Origin of the sequence: Stenotrophomonas maltophilia group sp. msm1 (genome assembly GCF_032025805.1) — a bacterium.
In the GTDB taxonomy this organism is placed as follows: Bacteria; Pseudomonadota; Gammaproteobacteria; order Xanthomonadales; family Xanthomonadaceae; genus Stenotrophomonas; species Stenotrophomonas hibiscicola.
In genome coordinates this window covers 264,903-285,363 of sequence record NZ_JAVSKH010000001.1, presented here as the reverse complement: position 1 = coordinate 285,363, position 20,461 = coordinate 264,903, and the positions used below count along the sequence as shown (strand labels likewise).

The window sequence follows — 20,461 nt, the reverse complement described above, 5'->3', positions numbered from 1 at the left end:
ACCCGTTGGTCCGCACACCTGCCAGCACCCTCAGACGATATCGTCGACCACGCCGCCGTCCACGCGCAGCGCCGCGCCGGAGGTGGCGGAAGCCTGCGGCGAGGCCAGGTACACCACCATGTTGGCCACTTCCTCGACCGTGGCAGTGCGCTGGATCACCGAGGATGGCCTGTGTGCCATCACGAACTCGCGGCCGATCTGCTCCAGCGGCTTGCCGCTGCGCTGGCGTTCATCCTCGAACATCGCCGCGAAGCCATCGGACAGGGTCGGGCCGGGCAGCACCGCGTTGACGGTGACGCCACTGCCGGCCACGCGCTTGGCCAGGCCGCGCGACAGCGACAGCTGCGCGGTCTTGCTGACCCCGTAGTGGATCATGTCGGCGGGAATGTTGCGTGCCGATTCGGAGGAGATGAACAGCACGCGACCCCAGCCGGCATCGACCATCGCCGGCAGCAGTGCCCGCGACAGGCGCACACCGGACATCACGTTGGTCTGCCAGTAACGCTCCCAGGTGGCATCTTCGGTCTCGAAGAAGTCCTCGGGGCCGAAGACGCCGGCGTTGTTGACCAGGATGTCGACCTTGGGCAGGCCGGCCAGCAGCGTATCGACGCCGGCCGCATCGGAGAGATCGGCGGCCACGCCGATCACCTCGGCACCCGGAACGGTAGCGAGCAGGCGCTGGCGGGCGCGTTCGACACTGTCGGTGCTGCGGCCGTTGAGAATGACCCGCGCACCCGCCGCGGCAAGACCCTGGGCGATCGCCAGGCCGATGCCGGCGGTGGAGGCGGTGACCAGCGCGGTGCGGCCGGCGAGTTCGATCTTCATGGGGGATTCCAGTACCAGGGGATCACCCAGTATCCGCGCGGGAAAGTGATCGGGATGCATCGCAAGGCGCAACACACGGTTGCACACGGTGCAGTAGATCCACGCCACGCGCGGATGGGATGTCCGACCAGCGACAAGGAATCAGGTCAGGTTGGTCACTGCCTCATTGGCCGCTGCACGCACCTTCGGCAGCATCCGCAGCACCAGCGCCATCTGGGTACGGATCAGCTGCAGTTTCGGCGGCATCGCCTCGTCGATCTGCTCCAGCTCGGCGGCCACCGCGCGGTCTGAGTCGTTGTCATCTTCCGCAACGGGTTGCCGCGCGGTCAGCGCCGTCGCCAGCTGCTGAAGTGCCTTGCGCACGCGATCGCCCGCGGCCAGCGCCAGTGGATCGCCAGCATAGCTGTCCACCTGGTCGCGGTGCGCACCCAGCGCCGACAGATGCCCCAGCAGCGTGTTGGACAGCGCCAGGAAGCGGAAGCCGGCATCCAGATTGCGGCGCACATGGCCGGGTTCGCGCAGCATGTTCGACAATGCGGTGGACAGCGCGGCGTCGGCGTTGTGCATGTCGCGGCGGGCGATGCGGTAGGCCAGGTCATCGCGCATGCCGCTGCGGTACTGGCCCAGCACCGAATCCAGGTAGCGAGCCGCAGTGTCCAGCACGCGTGCCAGGACGAGATGCAGCTGCCGGCCCTGCCAGTCGGGCAGGATCAGGAATGCGGCGACGGCGGCGATCGCGCAGCCCAGCAGCGTATCGACCATGCGCGGCACGATCAGCACGAAGCCGTCGCCGATAAGGTTGAAGCAGGTCAGCGCCATCACCGTGATCGCCGCCGATGCCACCAGGTAGCGATCGGTACGGGTGAAGAAGAACAGCAGCGCCGACAGCAGTGCGATCAGCAGCTGCACGTGCAGCTGTGGGAACAGCTGCAACAGCGCCCAGGTCAGTACCAGGCCGGCCACGGTGCCGACGATGCGTTGCGCCAGGCGCTGGCGGGTGGCACCGAAGTTGGGGCGGCACACGAACACGATGGTCAGCAGCACCCACGAGCCGTTCTGTGCATTGAACAGGCGTATCGCGGCAAAGCCGGCGATCAGCGCCAGCGCCATGCGCAGGCCATGGCGGAATAGCACCGAGCCGGGCGTGAGCTGCTGGCGGATGCGCACGCCCATCTCGCGCAACGTGTGCGGGTTGCTGTCGCGCAGGCGGGTGTCGACGTTGTCCAGACTGGCCTCGGAGCGCTCGGCGTCCAGCAGGCGGCGCTCGATGCTGCGCAGGTTGTGCACCAGCAGGTCCAGAGAACCAAGCAGGCGCTGCCACTGCGGGCGCTGCTGGTCACGCAGGTAGGCCAGCGCATCGGCCAGATCGCGTCCGGCCTGCTGGTTGCTTTCGCCGTACACGAACGGACGGCGCAGGCGGATCGCTTCGCCCAGGCGCGCGCAGGCCTGGCCCTGCAGGTCGAGCAGGCGCTGGCAGCGGTACAGCACATCGCTGTGGAAGAAGGCGTCGACCAGCGCGCCATAGGGGTAGTGCGAGGAACTGGCGCGCTCGTGGAAATCCTGGGCCATGTAATAGAGACGCAGGTACAGGCCGGAGTTCACGCCCGGCCGCCCGGAACGGCCGAAGCGGGCCAGGATCGCGGTCTTGGCCTCGTTCAACGCACCGACCACACGCCGGTTCTGTTCGGCCAGGTCGAGTTGGCGACGTTGCAGGTCTGCTTCCCTCACCGGCTCGAACAGCGCGGCCTTCAGCTGCAGGTAGCGGCCCAGTTCCTGATACAGCCGCGCAACGCGTTCGCGCACCGGACGGTTGGCGAACAGCGCGGTCCACAGGATCGACAGCAGGCCATACCAGACCGCACCGGCCAGCAGGTGGCTGACCGCGTCCAGCGCGCTGTGCAGGTCGCCGGCGCCATGCTGCTCCAGGCCGATCATGGTGTAGATCGCCAGCGTCACCGTCGCCTGGGCGATCGACGCATAGCGCTCGCCGAGCGCACCGAGCAGGGTCAGGCCGAAGGTGGACAGCGCCAGCGCGCCAATGAAGATCCACGGCCACGGGAACAGCCAGATCACCGATGCTGCGGCAAGGCAGAAACACAGCAGCGACAGCAGTACCGCCTTGGTGCGGCCCCACCAGTTGTCGTCGGTCTCGGCGATGGCGCTGGCGATGATGCCGAGAAACACGCCGGGCAGGGCGGTGAGCGCGTCCAGCTGCCAGCACACGGCAAGCGCTGCGGCCAGGGCGATGAACACCCGCAGGCCATAGCTGGCCTTCTCGTGGGCCCACAGGCGGCTGAGGCGGGATTGGCGGGCGGACATGCAGGCTCGGTGGAAGGGTCTTCCACCATTATTGCGGGCCACGCGTGAAATGGTAGATCCACGCCACGCGTGGATGATTTTCCGCTCGATACGCGGTAGTGCCGGCCGTTGCCCGGCTCTTCATGCGCCCGGACGAAGGTGCGAGGAGCCGGCCGGCGGGCGGCACTACGAGGTTGCCGGGGTTACATGTCGAACCGAACGCTCACCGCGAACGTACGCGGCAGGCCGGCGCCAGCGTTGGACCAGTACTTCCGGTTGGCCAGGTTCTCGACGCTGGCACGCAGGGTCACCGGGTGGCCCGAGGCAAGCAGCCGGTAGCCGACGCCGGCATTCACCAGCGTGTAGTCGGGCAGCTTCAGGGTGTTGTCGGCGTCGTACCAGACATCGCCGTAGTAGCGCACGGCCGCATACGTTTCCAGGCCGTCCACCCACGGCAGCTGGTAGGTGGCATGCATGACGCCGCTCCAGCGCGCGGCACCGGCGGTACGGTTGCCTTCCTGTGCGGCGCTGGCCGGCGACAGCCTGTCGTAGGTCGGGTCCAGCCAGGTGACGCCACCGCCGACCGTCAGGGCATCGTTGAGGTGCAGGTCGGCACTGGCTTCGATGCCTTCGTACAGCGTGATGCCGTCCTGCACCAGGCGCTTGCCGGCAGGCGTGAGCTCATCGATGTTGGCGCCACGCTCCAGCCGGAACGCCGCCAGGTTCGCATTCCAGCGTGCCCCCTCGACCTTCGCGCCGATCTCGTACTGCTTGCTGATGGTCGGGTCGAGCACGTCGCCGGCGTTGACGTAGCTGTTGCCCACGCGGCTGCCCGCTTCCAGCGATTCGATGTAGCTGGCGTAGAGGGTGACGGCCTCGCGGGGCTTGAGCATCACCGCGTAGGTCGGTGTGACCGGGTAGGTGTGGTAGCGGCCCCTGGTCTCGTAGTCGTTGTAACGCCAGCCTGCCAATACCGACCAGCCACTGCCGAGATCGACGGTATCGCTTGCGAACACCGCTTGCTGCACGGCTTCGTCGCCACGGGTCATCACTCGTGAACCGACGGCATCGTGGCGGATGGCGTGGCGCTGGTACAGGTTGCCGCGGCCGATCAGGTTCCATTCGTAGGGGCGGTCCCAGCCCAGCCCGGTCTGGTGGCTGATGCCCGCCACCACCTGATGCTGCAGCGGGCCAGTGCGGAAGCTGCCCTGCAGCATCGCCTGGGCCAGCTTCCACTCGCTCTTGCCGCCCAGTTCGTAGACGTTGACGTCATAGTCGCCGTTGGGATTGTCGATGTAGGCGAAGATCTTGTTGACGTCGTTCCACGAGGTGGTGACGCCGTAACTCAGGCTGGCTTTCCAGTCGCTGTTGATCTGCCAGTTCAAGCCGGTCGACAGCAGGCTGGATCGGGTGTCGTAGTAGGTGCCGGGCACGCTGTTGTGGGTATCCCCGGCAATCGGTCGCGGCAGCGATGTCAGGCCACGGAAGTAGTACTGCGGCGATTCTTCGCGCAGATCGCGTGACTGGAATACGCCGTCGAAGGTCCAGGTCAGTACATCGCTCAGACGGGCATCCAGCGAGAGTGCGCCAACCTTGCGATCGACGTGCCCACCATTGAAGGTCTCGCCTTTTTCCTGGAAGGCGTTGAAACGGTAGCCGAACATCTGCTCGTTGCCGAAACGTCCGCCAACGTCGATGCCGCCGCTGACGATGCCCTGTTCACGCCAACCCAGCTGGGCGGAGAAGGTGGGCGTGTCCGTCGGCTTCTTGGTGATGTAGTTGACGATGCCGCCGGGTGCACCGAACCCGTACAGGAAGCCGCCCGGGCCTTTCAGCAGATCGACCTGTTCCATCACTTCCAGCGGCCATTCGGTACCCCAGGAAGAGACCTGCAGGCCATTGACGCGATAGCTGTCAAAATTCAGTTCGATACCGCGATTGCGGATGGGTGAGCTCCAGCCGCTGGCGTAGGCGCTGACCTGGGTGGTGACCGAAGGGTCGAGCAGGAAGGCTTCGCCCAGCGAGACCACCTGGCGCTGCTCGATCTGCTCGCGGCCAACAGCGGTGATCGCAAACGGAGTGTCGCGCAGGGCGCGGTCGCCCAGTGCGCCGGCGTCGGTATGGGTGCGTTCGGCGGTGACATTCACCGCATCCAGATCGGTGGCTTTGCGGCTGACGGCCGGCGCTTCGGCATGGGCAGCGCAGGCGGCGGACAGGGCGGAGGCCAGCAGGGCCAGGCGGGGGAGACGGGAAGGCAGCATCGATGGTGGTCCTCGACGGACGGCCACAGGCCATCCGCCCACGGGTGGGGGAAGGGGCAGTGGCTGGGATCACGCAGGCTGGCCGGGGAAGGCAGCGGGGCGCCGCAACGGGGCGCAGGACCGTGGCTGGATGAGAATTGTTCTCTTTTCGTTACGGCACGTCAAACCTGGAGGCGTGCGGACCAACGGTCCGCGCCCACGGTCCGTACCCACCATTCGCATCCACGGTAGTGCCGGCCGCTGGCCGGCAGATTCGCCGTACGGAGAAAGCCGGCCAGTGGCCGGCTCTACCCCCGTAGATCCACGCCATGCGTGGATGGGCCGCTCTACGCCCGCTGCGCGCGCTTGAGCAGCTTCGCTTCGCGCCTGCGCGCGCGACGGGCCCGCCAGCGTTCGGCCAGGCACGAGAAGATCACGTACAGCGCCGGCGTGCTGAGCAGGGTCAGGCTCTGCGAGAACAGCAGGCCGCCGATCATCGCGATACCCAGCGGACGACGCAGTTCGGACCCTTCGCCCAGGCCGATCGCCAGCGGAACCGCTGCCAGGATCGCCACCATCGTGGTCATCATGATCGGACGGAAGCGCACGATGCTGGCCTCGCGTGCCGCCTCGCGCGGCGCCAGCCCATGCTCGCGCTGCGCCACCAGCGCGAAGTCGATCATCATGATCGCGTTCTTCTTGACGATGCCGATCAGCAGCACCAGCGCGATCATCGAGATCACCGACAGTTCGGTGTTGGTGCCGAACAACGCCAGCAGCGCACCGACGCCCGCCGCCGGCAGCGTGGACAGGATGGTGACCGGGTGGATCAGGCTCTCGTAGAGCATGCCCAGCACCAGGTAGACGGTCAGGATCGCGGCAAACACCAGGATCAGCATGTCGCTGGGATCTGAATTGAAGCCGAAGCCCGCGTCGTCGGCCAGGCGGATGTCACCGGGCATGCGCATGCCGGCTACGGTGGCGTCGATGATCGCCTTGGCTTCGCCCATGCTCACGTTCGGAGCAAGGTTGTAGCTGAGGTCCATCGTCGTGTACTGGTTTTCATGGGTGATCTGCGACGGTGCCAGGCCGGGCACCTGGGTGGCCACCGCGGTGATCGGCACCATGTCGCCGTTGCGCGCACGCACGTAAACCTCATCCAGCGCCGCCGGGGTGGCGGTCTGCGAGGGCAGGGCATTGACCACCACGCTGTACTGGTTGATGTCCGAATAGATGGTGGAGATCTGGCGCTGGCCGAACGCACCGTACAGCGCGCCGTCGATGGCGCCCACCGTGATGCCCAGGCGCGCGGCCTTTGCGCGGTCGATCTGGATGTTCTGGCGCAGGCCGGCATTGTCCACGTCGGTGCCGACGTCGCGCAGCTTCGGGTTCTTCTTCAGCTCCGCCTGCAGCTTCGGCAGCCACTCCTGCAGTGATGCCAGGTCGTTGCCCTGCAGCGAGATGCGGTACTGCGCGCCCTGGCTTGAGCCGCCGCCGTCATTGCTGGGCAGATCCTGGATAGCGCGCAGGCGCAGTTGCAGGTCGGGGTAGCGGTCGGCCTTGGCGCTCAGCCGCGCCAGGGCGTGCGCGGTGGTTTCGCGACGGCCTTCCCTGCGCGATTTCAGCTCGATGTTGAACTGCGCACTCGACCCCTGGCGGCCGCTGCCCAGGCGAACGCCCACGGTCTTCACTGCCGGGTCGGCCATCAGCATGTCGGTGATGCGACGCTGGCGGCTGACCATGTCCTCGAAGGAAACAGTGGCGCTGGAATTGGCCCGGCCCCAGATCAGGCCGGTGTCCTGCGGCGGGAACGCACCCTTCTTCACTGCACCGAACAGGAAGATGGTGGCGGCGATCAGCAGCAACGGCGTCAACGACAGCAGCAGCGCGTGGCGCAGCGAGAAGTCGAGGAACACGGTGTAGATGCGCAGCATCCGCTCGTGGCCGGCATCGAGCCAGCGGCCGAAACGCGACGGCGGCGCACTGTGGTCGTGCGCACTGAGGAAGCGGCTGCACAGCGCCGGGGTCAGCGTCAGCGAGACGATCATCGAGACCACAATGGCCGCCACCAGGGTGACGGTGAACTCGCGGAAGAACGCGCCCATCATGCCGCTGGCGAACAGCAGCGGAATGAACACCGCCACCAGCGAGGCAGTGATCGAGACGATGGTGAAGCCGATCTCGCGCGCGCCGGTCAGTGCCGCCTGCATGCGCGGCATGCCCTCGTCGAGATGGCGCATGATGTTCTCGATCACCACGATCGCATCGTCCACCACGAAGCCGATCGCGATCACCAGCGCCAGCAGGCTCAGGTTGTTCAGGGTGAAGCCCATCACGTACATCACCAGCGCCGCACCGGCCAGCGACAGCGGCACGGTTACGGCGGCGATCAGCGTCGGCGCCAGCCGGCGCAGGAACAGCGCCATGGTCAGCACCACCATCGCCAGGCTGATCAGCAGGGTAATCTGCACTTCATGCAGCGACGAGCGGATGGTCGGCGTACGGTCGAAGTACGGCGTCATCGTGGTGCCGGGCTGCAGGTAGTCGCGCAGCGCGGGAATCTGCGCCTTGACCCGGTCCACGGTCTCCACGATGTTGGCCCCGGCGCGGGTGAACACGTACATCACCACCGCCGGCTTGTGGTCGAACCAGGCGGCCTGGTAGGCATCCTGCTGGCCGTCATAGACGTTGGCGATGTCCTTCAGGCGGATCACCCGGCCATCGCCCTGGGTCTTCACCACCAGGTCGGCGAAGTCGGCTGCACGCGCGACCGAATCGTTGGCGATGATCGCGGTGGTGGTATTTCCATCGCTGAGGAAGCCGGTGGGCGAGGTGACATTGGCTGCGCGTACGGCGTTGCGCAGATCATCGGCAGTCAGGCCCAGCGCGTTCATCAGGCGCAGGTTGACGTCCACGCGCACGGCCGGCGTCGAGGCACCGGCGATATCCACCGAGGCCACGCCGCTGATCTGGCGGATGCGCTGTGCCAGCAGCGAATCGGCGACGTTGTAGAGCTCGTCGGCCGACTGCGTCTGCGAGGTCAGCGCAATGGCGATGACCGGGTCGTCGTTCGGGTTTGCCTTCTGGTACATCGGCGAGCCCATGCCCGAGGGCAGGTCGGCCTGCGCCGAGTTGATCGCGGTCTGCACGTCCAGCGCGGCCGAATCGATGTCGTGGCCGCTCTGGAAGATCATGAACACCAGCGAGCTGCCTTCCGAGCTCGACGAGCGCATGCGGTCGATGCCCGGCAGCTGGCCGAGGTGGCGTTCCAGCGGTGCGGTGACCGTGGACGCCATGGTTGCCGCATCGGCGCCGGACTGGCTGGCGTGCACGAAGATCACGGGGATCTCGATGTTCGGCAGCGCCGACACGCCCAGGCGCAGGTAGCAGATCAGGCCGACCATGAACAAGCCGATGGCCAGCAGCGCGGTGCCGATCGGGCGGCGGATGAAAGGGCCGGACAGGTTCATCGTGCGGCCTCCCGCAGCAGCGGGGCGTGGATCATGCCTGCGGCTCCTGCAGCGAACCATTGCGCAGCGCGCGCTGTTCGCGGCGGCGCGCCAGCCACTCGGAGAAGCGCTCCATGTACAGGTAGATCACCGGCGTGGTGTACAGCGTGACCAGCTGCGACAGCAGCAGGCCGCCGACGATGGCGATACCCAGCGGGCGGCGCAGCTCCGAACCGATGCCGGTGCCCAGCGCCAGCGGCAGTGCGCCGAGCATGGCTGCGGCGGTGGTCATCATGATCGGGCGGAAGCGCAGCAGGCAGGCGCGACGGATCGCGTCATGCGCGTTGGCACCGGCGCGGCGCGCCTCGATCGCGAAGTCGACCATCATGATGCCGTTCTTCTTGACGATGCCGATCAGCAGCACGATGCCGACGATGCCATCCACCGACAGGCTCAGCCCGCACAGCATCAGCGCCAGCAGCGCGCCGACACCGGCCGGCGGCAGGGTGGAGATGATCGTGATCGGGTGGATGTAGCTCTCGTAGAGCACGCCCAGCACGATGTAGATCACCACCAGCGAGGCCAGCAGCAGCCACACCACATCGGTCTGGCTGCCGGTGAACTCGGCTGCCTTGCCGATGAATTCGGCATGCAGATGTGCCGGCATGTCCAGGCTGTCCTTGGTCTCCTGGATCGCTCGCACCGCTTCGGACAGCGAATAGCCCGGCGCCACGTTGAACGACACCGTCACCGCCGGCAGCTGCTGCTGGTGGCTGACCACCAGCGGTGCGCTGCTCACCTTGCCTTCGGCCAGCGCCGACAGCGGAATGATGTTGCCGGCGCCGACCGTGATGCCGGTGTTCTGCGCGCCGATGCCGGTGGCGGTGGACGAGTTGGAGGAGGTGACCTGGCCGAAGCTGGTGGCATTGGTGCCGGTCAATGCGCCGGCGCCGTTGGAGGCGACCGCCAGCTGTTCCATCAGCGCGGTGCTGGTGCGGAACTCCGGTGCCACTTCCAGCACCACGCGATACTGGTTGAGCTCGGTGAAGATGGTCGAGATCTGGCGCTGGCCGAACGCATCGTAGAGCGTGTCGTCGATGGTCTGCATCGGCACGCCCAGCACGCTGGCCTTGTCGCGGTCGATGTTCAGCTCCAGGGCGCGGCCCTGGCTGGACAGGTTGTTGTCGACGTCGGCCAGTTCCGGGCGCTTGCGCAGCGCTTCGGTCAGGCGCGTGGCCTGGGTCGCCACCGTCGCCGAATCCACGTCCGACAGCGAGTACTGGTACTCGGTGGCGGCCACACGGGTATCCAGGGTTACGTCCTGCACCGGCTTCAGGTACAGCGCCACCCCCGGAATGCCGGCCACTGCCTTCTGCAGGCGCGGCAGGATCTCCTCCAGGCCATCGCGCTCGCCGCGTTCCTTCAGCACGATCGACAGCTGGCCCTGGTTGAGCGTGGGGTTCATGCTGCCGGCGCCGATGAAGGCCGACACGCCGGTCACGTCCGGATCCTGGCGCAGCGCTTCGGCCACCTGCCTGGTGCGCTGCTCCATCTGCGGGAAGGCGATGTTCTGGTCGGCCTGCACCACGCCGGTGATCAGGCCGGTGTCCTGTTCGGGCAGCAGGCCCTTGGGGATCAGCACGTACAGCAGCACGGTCAGCACCAGTGCGCCGCCGGCCACGGCCAGGGTCAGGCGCTGGTGGCCCAGCACCCAGTCCAGGCTGTGCTCGTACAGGCCGACGGTGCGCGTCCACAGGTTCTGCTTGCCGGCCGCCGCCGCGCGCTCATGCGCGTCCTCGCCCTCGGGCAGGGCATCGGGCTTGAGCAGGTAGGCACACATCATCGGGGTGAGCGTCAGCGAGATCAGCATCGACAGCACCACCGCGATGCTCAGCACCCAGGCGAACTCATGGAACAGGCGGCCGGTCACACCGGGCATCAGCAGCAGCGGCAGGAACACCGCCACCAGCGAGATGGTCAGCGACAGCACGGTGAAGCCGATCTGGCGTGCACCGATCTCGGCCGCTTCCTTGCCGCTCTTGCCCTGTTCGATATACCGCACGATGTTCTCGATCATCACGATCGCATCGTCGACCACGAAACCGGTGGCCACCACCAGCGCCATCAGCGAGAGGTTGTCCAGCGACATGCCGGCAAAGGCCATCACCGCGAAAGTGCCGGCCAGCGAGAGCGGTACCGCCACCGAGGGAATGATCGTGGCCCACAACCGGCGCAGGAACACGAAGATCACCGCCACCACCAGGCCGATGGTGAGGATCAGGGTGAACTGCACTTCGTGCACCGAGGCGCGGATGGTCTCGGTACGGTCGTTGAAGATCTCCAGGTGCACGTCGGCTGGCAGCACGCCCTGCAGCTGCGGCAGGATCGCGCGGATGCGCTCGACCGTCTGCACGATGTTGGCACCGGGCTGGCGCCGCACTTCCAGCAGCACCGCCGGCTTGCCATCGGCCCAGGCGGCGAGCTGGTCGTTCTCCACGCCATCGACCACCTCGGCCACGTCCGACAGCCGCACCGGGCGGCCGTTCTTGTAGCTGATGATGGTGTCGCGGTACTCGGCGGCGCTGGCCAGCTGGTCGTTGGTGCCGATGCTGTAGGACTGGGTCTTGCCGTTCAACGAGCCCTTGGGCGCATTGACGTTGGCTTGGGTGAGCGCGCTGCGCAGCTGTTCCAGGGTCAGGCCCATGTTCGACAGCTGCGCCGGATTGACCTGGATGCGCACGGCCGGGCGCACGTTGCCGGCAATCGAGACCAGGCCGACGCCCTGCACCTGTGACAGGCGCTGGGCCAGGATGGAGTCGGCGTAGTTGTTGACATCGCGCAGCGGACGCGTGTCAGACGTCAGTTTCAAGGTAACGATGGCCGCGTCAGCCGGGTTCACCCGGTTGTAGACCGGCTGGTAGGGCAGCGACGAGGGCAGGGTGGCCTGGCGTATCGCCGCCTGTACGTCCTGCGCGGCGATGTCGATGTTCCGGTCCATCGAGAACTGCAGGATGATCGTGGACAACCCGGCCGACGAGTCGGAGGTCATCAGCTCCAGCCCGGAGATCTGCCCGAACTGGCGCTCCAGCGGCGTGGTGACCAGCGAGGCCATGGTGGTGGCGTTGGCGCCGGGGTACTGGGTGGTGACCACCAGGCTGGGCGCATCGATTTCCGGCAGCGCCGACACCGGCAGCTTGCGGTAGCCGAGGATGCCCAGCAGCAACAGGCCCGCCATCAACAGCGAGGTGGCGATCGGGCGGCGGATGAAGATCGTCGAAAAGCCCACGGACTGATCCTTGCTGGCACTTCAATGTCGGCGCCGACGAGCATGCCGGCGCGAGGGAGAACAGTCGCCTGCGCTCAGCGCGGGCCACCACCGCGACGGCCACCGCCGCCACCGTTCTTCTGCTCGGCCGCCTTCAGCTCGGCCTCGGTCGGTGCGGCCGGGGTCTGGCCCGGCTTCAGTGCGGTGACCTTGCTGCCCGGCTTCAGGCGGAACTGGCCTTCACTGACCACCCGCTCGCCGCCCTTCAGGCCTTCGGCAATCTGCACCTGGCTGTCGCCCACTTCCACGCCGCTGCGCACGGTCTGCATCTTCACCGTGTTGTCGCCCTGCACGACATAGACGTATTCGCCATCTGGGCCACGCAGCACCGCCTGGGTCGGGATGACCACGCCACCGGCGATCGTGCGCAGCTGCATGCGCACGTTGACGAACTGGCCCGGCCACAGGCCATTGTCGGTGTTGTCGAAGACCGCACGTGCCTTGAACGTGCCGCTGTCCGCACTGATCAGGTTGTCGACCACGTCCAGCTTGCCGTCGCCGGACAGAACATGCGAGTCGGCGCGGTCCAGCGCGGCCACCGGCACCGTGCCGGCGGCCTGTGCCTGGCGCACATCACCCAGCTGGCGCTCGGGCAGGTTGAACAGCACGTGGATCGGATGGATCTGGGTCAGCGTGACCAGCGCGGTGCCGGCGTTGACCACGTTGCCCGCATCGACCGCACGGATGCCGGCGATGCCGGAGATCGGCGCAGTGACCCGGGTGTACTGCAGCTGCACCTGCGCCGAGCGCATGCTGGCCTCGTTCGCAGCGACTGCGCTTTCGTACTGTGCCACTTGGTTTCGCTGTGTATCCAGATCGGTCTTGGCGACGTACTGGCGGTATTCCGGCGCGTTGGAGCGCTGGTAGTTGGAGCGCGCGGTGGCCAGCAGGGCTTCGTTCTGGCGCTTGGCTGCCGCGGCCTGGTCATAGCTGGCCTGGGCAGTGCGCGGATCGATCACCGCCAGCACATCACCCTGCTTCACTTCCTGGCCTTCGCGGAAATTCAGGCTCATCAGCTGGCCGCCGACCTGCGGGCTGACCGTAACGGTATTCATTGCGGTCACCGTGCCCAGCGCGCTGGCGTACACCGGTACGTCCTGGCGGGTGGCATCGACCACGGTCACCGGCACCGGGCCCGCATCCGGGTCTTCGCCGCCCTGGCGTGCGCCCGCAGCCGGTTTTCCAGCCTCGTCCTTGCCGCCGCCGATGACCCGCAGGCCGACCACGGCCAGCACCAGCACTGCCACGACCAGCAGCACGATCTTCCAAACACGTGACATTACGAGGACTCCAAAAGGGCTGGACCGGGCGCGACCCGGGGGCAATGCGCAAAGCATACCTGTGCCACATCACGTTTCCTGCATGACGGATGGGACGGGCGCTAAGACCGGATGCCGCGCCGGAGGTTCCCGTGGCGGCAGTGTTGCCCTACATTCAGCTGGAACCCCCTGCCGTGGAGATTGTGATGCGCCGTTCGCTGCTGCTGTCCGCCCTGCTGCTGGCCCTGCCGGCCCTTGCCCACGCCCAGGACGGGCAGCGCCCGGAAGTGACCGCCGCCGCGCAGCGGCTGCAGTCCAAGGTGATCGAGTGGCGTCGTGATTTCCACCAGCACCCGGAGCTGTCCAACCGCGAAGTGCGTACCTCGGCCGAAGTCGCCAAGCGCCTGCGGGCGATGGGCCTGAAGCCGAAGACCGGCATCGCCCACCACGGCGTGGTGGCGATCATCGAAGGCGGCAAGCCGGGCCCGAAGATCGCATTGCGCGCGGACATGGACGCGCTGCCGGTGACCGAGCAGACCGGCCTGCCGTTCGCTTCCAAGGCCACTGACCAGTACCGCGGGCAGACCGTGGGCGTGATGCATGCCTGTGGCCACGACGCGCACACCGCGACGCTGCTCGGCGTGGCCGAAGCACTGGTGTCGATGAAGAAGGACCTGCCGGGCCAGGTGATGCTGATCTTCCAGCCGGCCGAGGAGGGCGCGCCGCCGCCGGAAGAGGGCGGTGCCGCACTCATGCTGAAGGAAGGGCTGTTCGCCGATTTCAAGCCGGAGGCGGTGTTTGGCCTGCATGTGTTCTCCAGCGTGCAGGCCGGCCAGATCGCGGTGCGCGGTGGCCCGTTGATGGCCGCCTCGGACCGTTTCGGCATCAAAGTGATCGGGCGCCAGACGCATGGCTCGGCACCGTGGAACGGTGTTGACCCGATCGTCGCCACCGCCGATCTGGTCGGCACCGCGCAGACCATCGTCAGCCGCCGTGCCAACCTGTCCAAGCAACCGGCGGTGCTGACCTTCGGCGCAATCAACGGCGGCATCCGCTACAACATCATTCCCGATGAAGTGGAGATGGTCGGCACCATCCGCACCTTCGACGAAGGGATGCGCCAGCAGATCTTCGCCGACCTGCGCAACGTGGCCGAGCACACGGCCGCCGCGCACGGTGCCAAGGCGGTGACCGACATCTACGAATCGGAGGGCAACCCGGCCACGGTGAACGACCCGGCGCTGACCGCGAAGATGCTGCCGAGCCTGCAGGCGGTGGTGGGCAAGGACAACGTGTACGAGCCACCGCTTCAGATGGGCGCGGAGGATTTCTCGCTGTACGCGAAGGAAGTGCCTGGCATGTTCTTCTTCGTCGGTTCCACCAGCGTGGGCATCGACCCGGCGACGGCGCCGGCCAATCATTCGCCGAAGTTCCTGCTGGATGAGAAGGCGCTGGATGTGGGATTGCGCGCGTTGCTGCAGGTGAGCCTGGATTACCTGCACGGTACCGGCACTCCGGCGGGGTGAGGGTTTCCGGCAGGGCTTGCAGCCCTGCACCCGCCGAGACCAAAGCCACGTCAACGGCAAAAGCTGGTTTCCTGAGGGATGGCGGGGTGGGTCCGGTGGCAGGGGACGCTGCAAGTACGTCCATGTAAGCTCGGTCGCCGCATCCATGCGGCTCACGCCCCTGCCACCGGACCCGCCCCGCCTTCGACAGTTTCCCGCGGGCTGTCGGAACGACACTCTGCTTCTGGTGGGTGTCGACCTTGGTCGACACGGCAGGCGTCGTGAACGTCTGAAGAATCGGCTTTTGATCTTGATTTTCTGATCTTTCCCGTGGTGGTGGCCGCGTGCAAGGAACTGTCAGGGGCCGGGTGGGCAGGCGGGGCGGGGGTGTCTGCGGCATGGATGCCGCGGCCAATCCCCCATGGACGGGTTTACGGCGTCCCCCGACCCGCCTGCCCACCCCGGCCAAGCCGATAGACCGCCTTTCGCGATCATCCCAATACAACCACCACGGAGGGGCTCCGCCGTTGGCCGGCCCGGCCGAAGGCCCGCCGTCCGCGCGATACAATGCCCCCCATGAACACCCCACAGGATTCCAGCCTCGGTCGCGAGGTCAGTTACCCGTCGCAGTACGATCCCGGCCTGCTGTTTCCCATCCCCCGCAGCGGCGCCCGCGCCGAGATCGGTCTCGATGACGGCGCGCTGCCGTTCGTCGGCCACGACCGCTGGCACGCCTTCGAGCTGAGCTGGCTCGACCCGCGTGGCAAGCCGCAGGTCGCCGTCGCCACCGTCCAGGTGCCGTGCACCTCGCCGCGGTTGATCGAATCGAAGTCGTTCAAGCTGTACCTGAACTCCCTCAACAGCACCCGCATCGACAGCGCCGAGGCGCTGCGCGCGCGCATCGTGGCGGATCTGTCGGCCTGCGCCGGTGCGCCGGTCCAGGTGGAGTTCGGCCTGCCGGAGCTGCAAGAGACGCCGCTTGGCGAATCCATCGACGGGCTGGACGTGGAGATCGACTGCTACGGCCCGCCGCAGGCGGACTTCCTCGCCGCCGATGCGGGCGAGGTGGTGGAGGAGACTCTGGTCTCGGCGCTGCTGAAGTCCAACTGCCCGGTCACCGGCCAGCCGGACTGGGCCACGGTCAGCCTGCGTTACCGTGGGCCGAAGATCGACCGCGCCGGCCTGCTGCGCTACTTGGTCAGCTACCGCGAGCATGCCGAGTTCCACGAGCAGTGTGTTGAGCGGATCTTCAGCGAGGTGTCCGCGCGCTGCCAGCCGCACTGGCTGGAGGTTGAGGCCCGCTACACCCGCCGTGGTGGCCTGGACATCAACCCCTGGCGTGCCAGCCCGGGCATCGTCGCCCCGGCCGCGACCTACCGCGAGCTGCGGCAGTAACCGCCGCAGGCGGTTACCGGTAGTGCCGGCCGCTGGCCGGCAATCGGCCAAGGCCGGATCCCGTGGCACAGCCGGCCAGCGGCCGGCACTACCGGGTGTCCATTCCCCCGATTGTTCAGCCGCCCCCGGGGCCGGCTTCACATCTGCACCATCCCCATTTAACAACCGCCATGGCACCGTGCCAATCACGTAGTCATGCAGACGGGAGTTGTGGATGAGTACCGAGAAGAAAGCCGATTTCTCCGGCGTCAGTGGCAGTGTCGACAGTACCGCCGAGCAGGTGCCGAAGGCGGACTTCTCCGGCGTCAGCGCTTCGGTGGACAGCACCGCAGACGTTGTCAGCGGCGGCACCTACACCGTGCAGAAGGGTGACTCGCTGTCGAAGATCGCCAAGCAGCATCTGGGCGACGCCAATGCCTGGAAGAAGATCTTCGAAGCCAACCGCGATGTGCTTGATGACCCGGACAAGATCTTCCCGGGCCAGACCCTGAAACTGCCGCCGAAGTAAGCCGGCCAGAACGCCGTCCGACAATCCCTGGGAGGAACCCCGAATGATCAAGACCACCCCGCTCCAGACCGCCCTGATCGCCGCCCTGCTGGGCAGCGTCGCCCTGGTCGGTTGCAAGAAGAAAGAAGAGTCGACCGACAACAATGCCGCTCCGGCAGCGACCGCTCCGGCCGAACCGGCAGCACCGGCCCCGATGACCGGCGCGCCGCCGCCGATGGCCGAAGCCGCTGCTGTCAGCGTCTCGTCGGTCACGGTCGGAAAGACCGCCGCCGCCGACAAGTCGGTTGCGACGACGGCTCTGTTCGCACCGAAGGACGACATCATCGTCTCGGTCAAGACCGACGGTGCGGCAAACAATGTCAACGTTGGCGCGAAGCTGACCTACCAGGACGGCCAGGTGGCCGGCGAACAGAATGCCACGCTGAACACCAGCGGTGCGGAAACCACCAACGTCACCTTCAAGAATGCAAAGGGCTGGCCGGCCGGCAAGTACCGCGCCGAAGTCACCGTCGATGGCAAGGCGGCCGGAACGCCGCAGGAGTTCGAGGTCAAGTAAGTCCTGCCGACTCTCTCCCGGCAGGGCTCACGATGGACGCAGCCGCGAGGCTGCGTCCTTTTTTATTGGGCGATGGTCGGCTTCATCCACGCATGGCGTGGATCCACTGATGCTGTGGGCGAGCTTCATCCAGGCGTGGATGGATCACAGCGTTGCCGGCATGCAGTACCGTCGCGTATGGCGTGGCTTTGCCCCGCGCGGCTGAAAACGCGACAATGCAGGGGTTTCCCCTGCCGCGCGCCCACCCTGACGGCGACGGGGGAAAGCGTGGGGCCCGGCCCCGCGCGCGACACGGTTGCACGTGGCCCGGCGCTGGCGCCGGCCTTCCCCTGAGCACTGCTACAGAGTCCAAGTCCCCCATGTCCAAGATTCTCTACACGCTGACCGACGAAGCCCCGTTCCTGGCCACCCAGTCGCTGCTGCCGATCGTTGACGCCTACACCGGTACGGCCGGCATCGTGGTGGAAACCCGTGACATCTCGCTGTCCGGCCGCATCCTGTCGCAGTTCCCGGAACTGCTCAGTGACGCGCAGAAGGTCAGCGACGACCTGGCCGAGCTGGGCCAGCTGGCGACCACCCCGGACGCCAACATCATCAAGCTGCCGAACATTTCCGCCTCGGTGCCGCAGCTGAAGGCGGCCATCAAGGAACTGCAGGACCAGGGCTATCCGCTGCCGGATTACCCGGAAACCCCGGCCGACGACCAGCAGCGCGACTACAAGGCGCGCTACGACAAGGTCAAGGGCAGCGCGGTGAACCCGGTGCTGCGCGAAGGCAACTCCGACCGCCGTGCACCGCTGTCGGTGAAGAACTACGCGCGCAAGCACCCACACCGCATGGGCGCCTGGGCGCCGGATTCGAAGTCGCATGTCGCGCATATGGCCGCCGGTGATTTCTACGGCAGCGAGAAGTCGGCCACCCTGGCCAATGCCGGTTCGCTGAAGATCACCTTCCACGGCAATGACGGCGGCACCGCTGTGCTGAAGGAAAAGACCGCGGTCAAGGCCGGCGAGATCGTCGATGCCGCCGTGATGAGCCGCAAGGCACTGGCCGCGTTCATCGGCGAGCAGATTGCCGATGCCAAGGCCCAGGGCGTGCTGTTCTCGCTGCACCTGAAGGCGACCATGATGAAGGTCTCCGACCCGATCATGTTCGGCGTGGCGGTGAACGAGTTCTACAAGGACGTGCTGGCCAAGCACGCCGACGTGCTGAAGCAGGCCGGTTTCGATGCCAACAACGGCATCGGTGACCTGGCTGCGCGCCTGCCGTCGCTGCCGGAAGCCACCCGTGCTGCGATCGAAGCCGACCTGGCTGCCGAGTACGCACAGCGCCCGGGCGTGGCCATGGTCAACTCGGACAAGGGCATCACCAACCTGCACGTGCCGAGCGACGTGATCGTCGACGCCTCGATGCCGGCGATGATCCGCGACTCCGGCAAGATGTGGAATGCCGAAGGCAAGCTGCAGGACACCAAGGCCGTCATTCCGGACCGCTGCTACGCCGGCGTGTACCAGGCCGTCATCGACGACTGCAAGGCGCACGGTGCCTTCGATCCGGCCACCATGGGTTCGGTGCCGAACGTCGGCCTGATGGCGCAGAAGGCCGAGGAGTACGGCTCGCACGACAAGACCTTCCAGATCGCCGCCGATGGCGTGGTCAAGGTCACCGACGATGCTGGCACCGTGGTGTTCGAGCATGCCGTCGAAGCCGGTGACATCTGGCGCATGTGCCAGACCAAGGACGCGCCGATCCAGGACTGGGTGAAGCTGGCCGTCGAGCGCGCCCGCCTGAGCAGCACCCCGGCCGTGTTCTGGCTGGATGCCGCCCGTGCCCACGACGCGCAGGTCATCGCCAAGGTCGAGCAGTACCTCAAGGACCACGATACTGCCGGTCTCGACATCCGCATCCTGCCGCCGGTGGAAGCCACCGCGTTCTCGCTGGACCGCATCCGCAAGGGCGAGGACACCATCTCGGTGACCGGCAACGTGCTGCGTGACTACCTGACCGACCTGTTCCCGATCATGGAGCTGGGCACCAGCGCCAAGATGCTGTCGATCGTGCCGCTGATGGCCGGTGGCGGCCTGTTCGAGACCGGTGCCGGTGGTTCGGCTCCGAAGCACGTGCAGCAGTTCGTCGAGGAAGACTACCTGCGCTGGGATTCGCTGGGTGAATTCCTGGCCCTGGCCGCGTCGCTGGAACACCTGGGCAACCGCTACGACAACGCCGCTGCCCGTGTGCTGGCCAAGGCGCTGGACGAAGCCAACGGCCAGTTCCTGGACAACGACAAGTCGCCGTCGCGCAAGCTGGGTGGCATCGACAACCGTGGCAGCCACTTCTACATCGCGCTGTACTGGGCCCAGGCCCTGGCCGCGCAGGACGAAGACGCCGCCCTGAAGGCGCGCTTCGCCCCGCTGGCCAAGGCGCTGACCGACAACGAGCAGAAGATCGTCGAAGAGCTGGTCGCGGTGCAGGGCAAGGCCGTGGACATCGGCGGCTACTACCGTCCGGACGTGGCCAAGGCCAGCAAGGCGATGCGCCCGAGCGCGACCTTCAATGCCGCGCTGGAGCAGCTGCGCGGCTGATCCGTCGCCGTTCGGTCGTGACCCCGGAACCCGCGCTTCGGCGCGGGTTTCTTTTTTGGGCTTTTGGAGGTCAGATCCCTTTGCCCTGCAAAGGGATCTGATCCCGCGCGATAAAACCGTGACATCCGTCGGTCGTCGCGTTGAACGCACTGATGGGTATCGACGGCGCGCAGGCCGTGGTGCTGGTCGACTACGAAAGCGGCATGCTGCTGGGCGAGGCCGGTGCCGGCATGGACATGGAAGTGGCGGCCGCTGGCAACACCGAAGTGATCCGCGCCAAGATGAAGACCGCCGCGTCGCTGAACCTCAACGACGGCATCGAGGACATCCTGATCTCGCTGGGCAAGGCGTACCACATCATGCGCCCGGTGGCGAAGAAGTGCGATCTGAGACGGTAGTGCCGGCCGCTGGCCGGCATCCGCATGGATCCAACGCCGGTCCAGGTGCTGCCGGCCAGCGGCCGGCACTACCTTCGCGCTCGACGGCATCGCACACGCCAGCGTATGGTGAAGCCGGTCC

General features: G+C 66.8%; 11 protein-coding genes and 1 pseudogene. 6 read left to right on the top strand and 6 right to left on the bottom strand.

Annotation, left to right across the window (positions count from 1 at the left end; all coding sequences use genetic code 11):
- Positions 1–30 precede the first annotated feature (30 nt).
- The 6 genes from ROV95_RS01260 to ROV95_RS01235 form a co-directional block, all read right to left on the bottom strand.
- On the bottom strand, positions 31–825 hold the full coding sequence (locus ROV95_RS01260; protein WP_111098931.1) for an SDR family oxidoreductase: 795 nt from the start codon (positions 823–825) through the stop codon (positions 31–33).
- A gap of 141 nt (positions 826–966) precedes the next feature.
- Entirely contained in the window at positions 967–3,144 is a 2,178-nt protein-coding gene (gene yccS / locus ROV95_RS01255; protein WP_021202133.1) for a YccS family putative transporter, read from the bottom strand.
- A 182-nt stretch (positions 3,145–3,326) separates the two neighbouring features.
- A complete protein-coding gene (locus ROV95_RS01250) occupies positions 3,327–5,384 on the bottom strand; it encodes a TonB-dependent receptor (RefSeq protein ID WP_019661488.1) in 2,058 nt (685 codons plus the stop codon).
- Between the two features lie 326 nt (positions 5,385–5,710).
- Positions 5,711–8,833 carry an efflux RND transporter permease subunit gene (locus tag ROV95_RS01245; protein WP_019661487.1) on the bottom strand — a complete coding sequence of 1,041 codons (3,123 nt, stop codon included), beginning with the start codon at positions 8,831–8,833 and terminating at the stop codon, positions 5,711–5,713.
- A 31-nt stretch (positions 8,834–8,864) separates the two neighbouring features.
- On the bottom strand, positions 8,865–12,098 hold the full coding sequence (locus ROV95_RS01240; RefSeq protein WP_019661486.1) for an efflux RND transporter permease subunit: 3,234 nt from the start codon (positions 12,096–12,098) through the stop codon (positions 8,865–8,867).
- A gap of 74 nt (positions 12,099–12,172) precedes the next feature.
- Positions 12,173–13,417, bottom strand: a complete 1,245-nt coding sequence (locus tag ROV95_RS01235) for an efflux RND transporter periplasmic adaptor subunit (protein ID WP_019661485.1) — start codon at positions 13,415–13,417, stop codon at positions 12,173–12,175.
- A gap of 185 nt (positions 13,418–13,602) precedes the next feature.
- On the opposite strand from ROV95_RS01235, the gene ROV95_RS01230 reads away from it, so the two are divergent.
- The 6 genes and pseudogenes from ROV95_RS01230 to ROV95_RS01205 form a co-directional block, all read left to right on the top strand.
- Positions 13,603–14,922, top strand: coding sequence for a M20 family metallopeptidase (locus ROV95_RS01230; protein WP_164145377.1), 1,320 nt, complete (start codon positions 13,603–13,605; stop codon positions 14,920–14,922).
- A gap of 555 nt (positions 14,923–15,477) precedes the next feature.
- A complete protein-coding gene (queF, locus tag ROV95_RS01225; protein ID WP_019660849.1) occupies positions 15,478–16,296 on the top strand; it encodes an NADPH-dependent 7-cyano-7-deazaguanine reductase QueF in 819 nt (272 codons plus the stop codon).
- A 214-nt stretch (positions 16,297–16,510) separates the two neighbouring features.
- Entirely contained in the window at positions 16,511–16,804 is a 294-nt protein-coding gene (locus tag ROV95_RS01220; RefSeq protein WP_005419771.1) for a LysM peptidoglycan-binding domain-containing protein, read from the top strand.
- A 43-nt stretch (positions 16,805–16,847) separates the two neighbouring features.
- A complete protein-coding gene (locus ROV95_RS01215; RefSeq protein WP_061478184.1) occupies positions 16,848–17,360 on the top strand; it encodes a hypothetical protein in 513 nt (170 codons plus the stop codon).
- A gap of 359 nt (positions 17,361–17,719) precedes the next feature.
- On the top strand, positions 17,720–19,942 hold the full coding sequence (locus ROV95_RS01210; RefSeq protein WP_312542391.1) for an NADP-dependent isocitrate dehydrogenase: 2,223 nt from the start codon (positions 17,720–17,722) through the stop codon (positions 19,940–19,942).
- A 152-nt stretch (positions 19,943–20,094) separates the two neighbouring features.
- Positions 20,095–20,316: pseudogene (locus tag ROV95_RS01205) on the top strand (hypothetical protein); the annotation flags it as partial.
- Positions 20,317–20,461 lie beyond the last annotated feature (145 nt).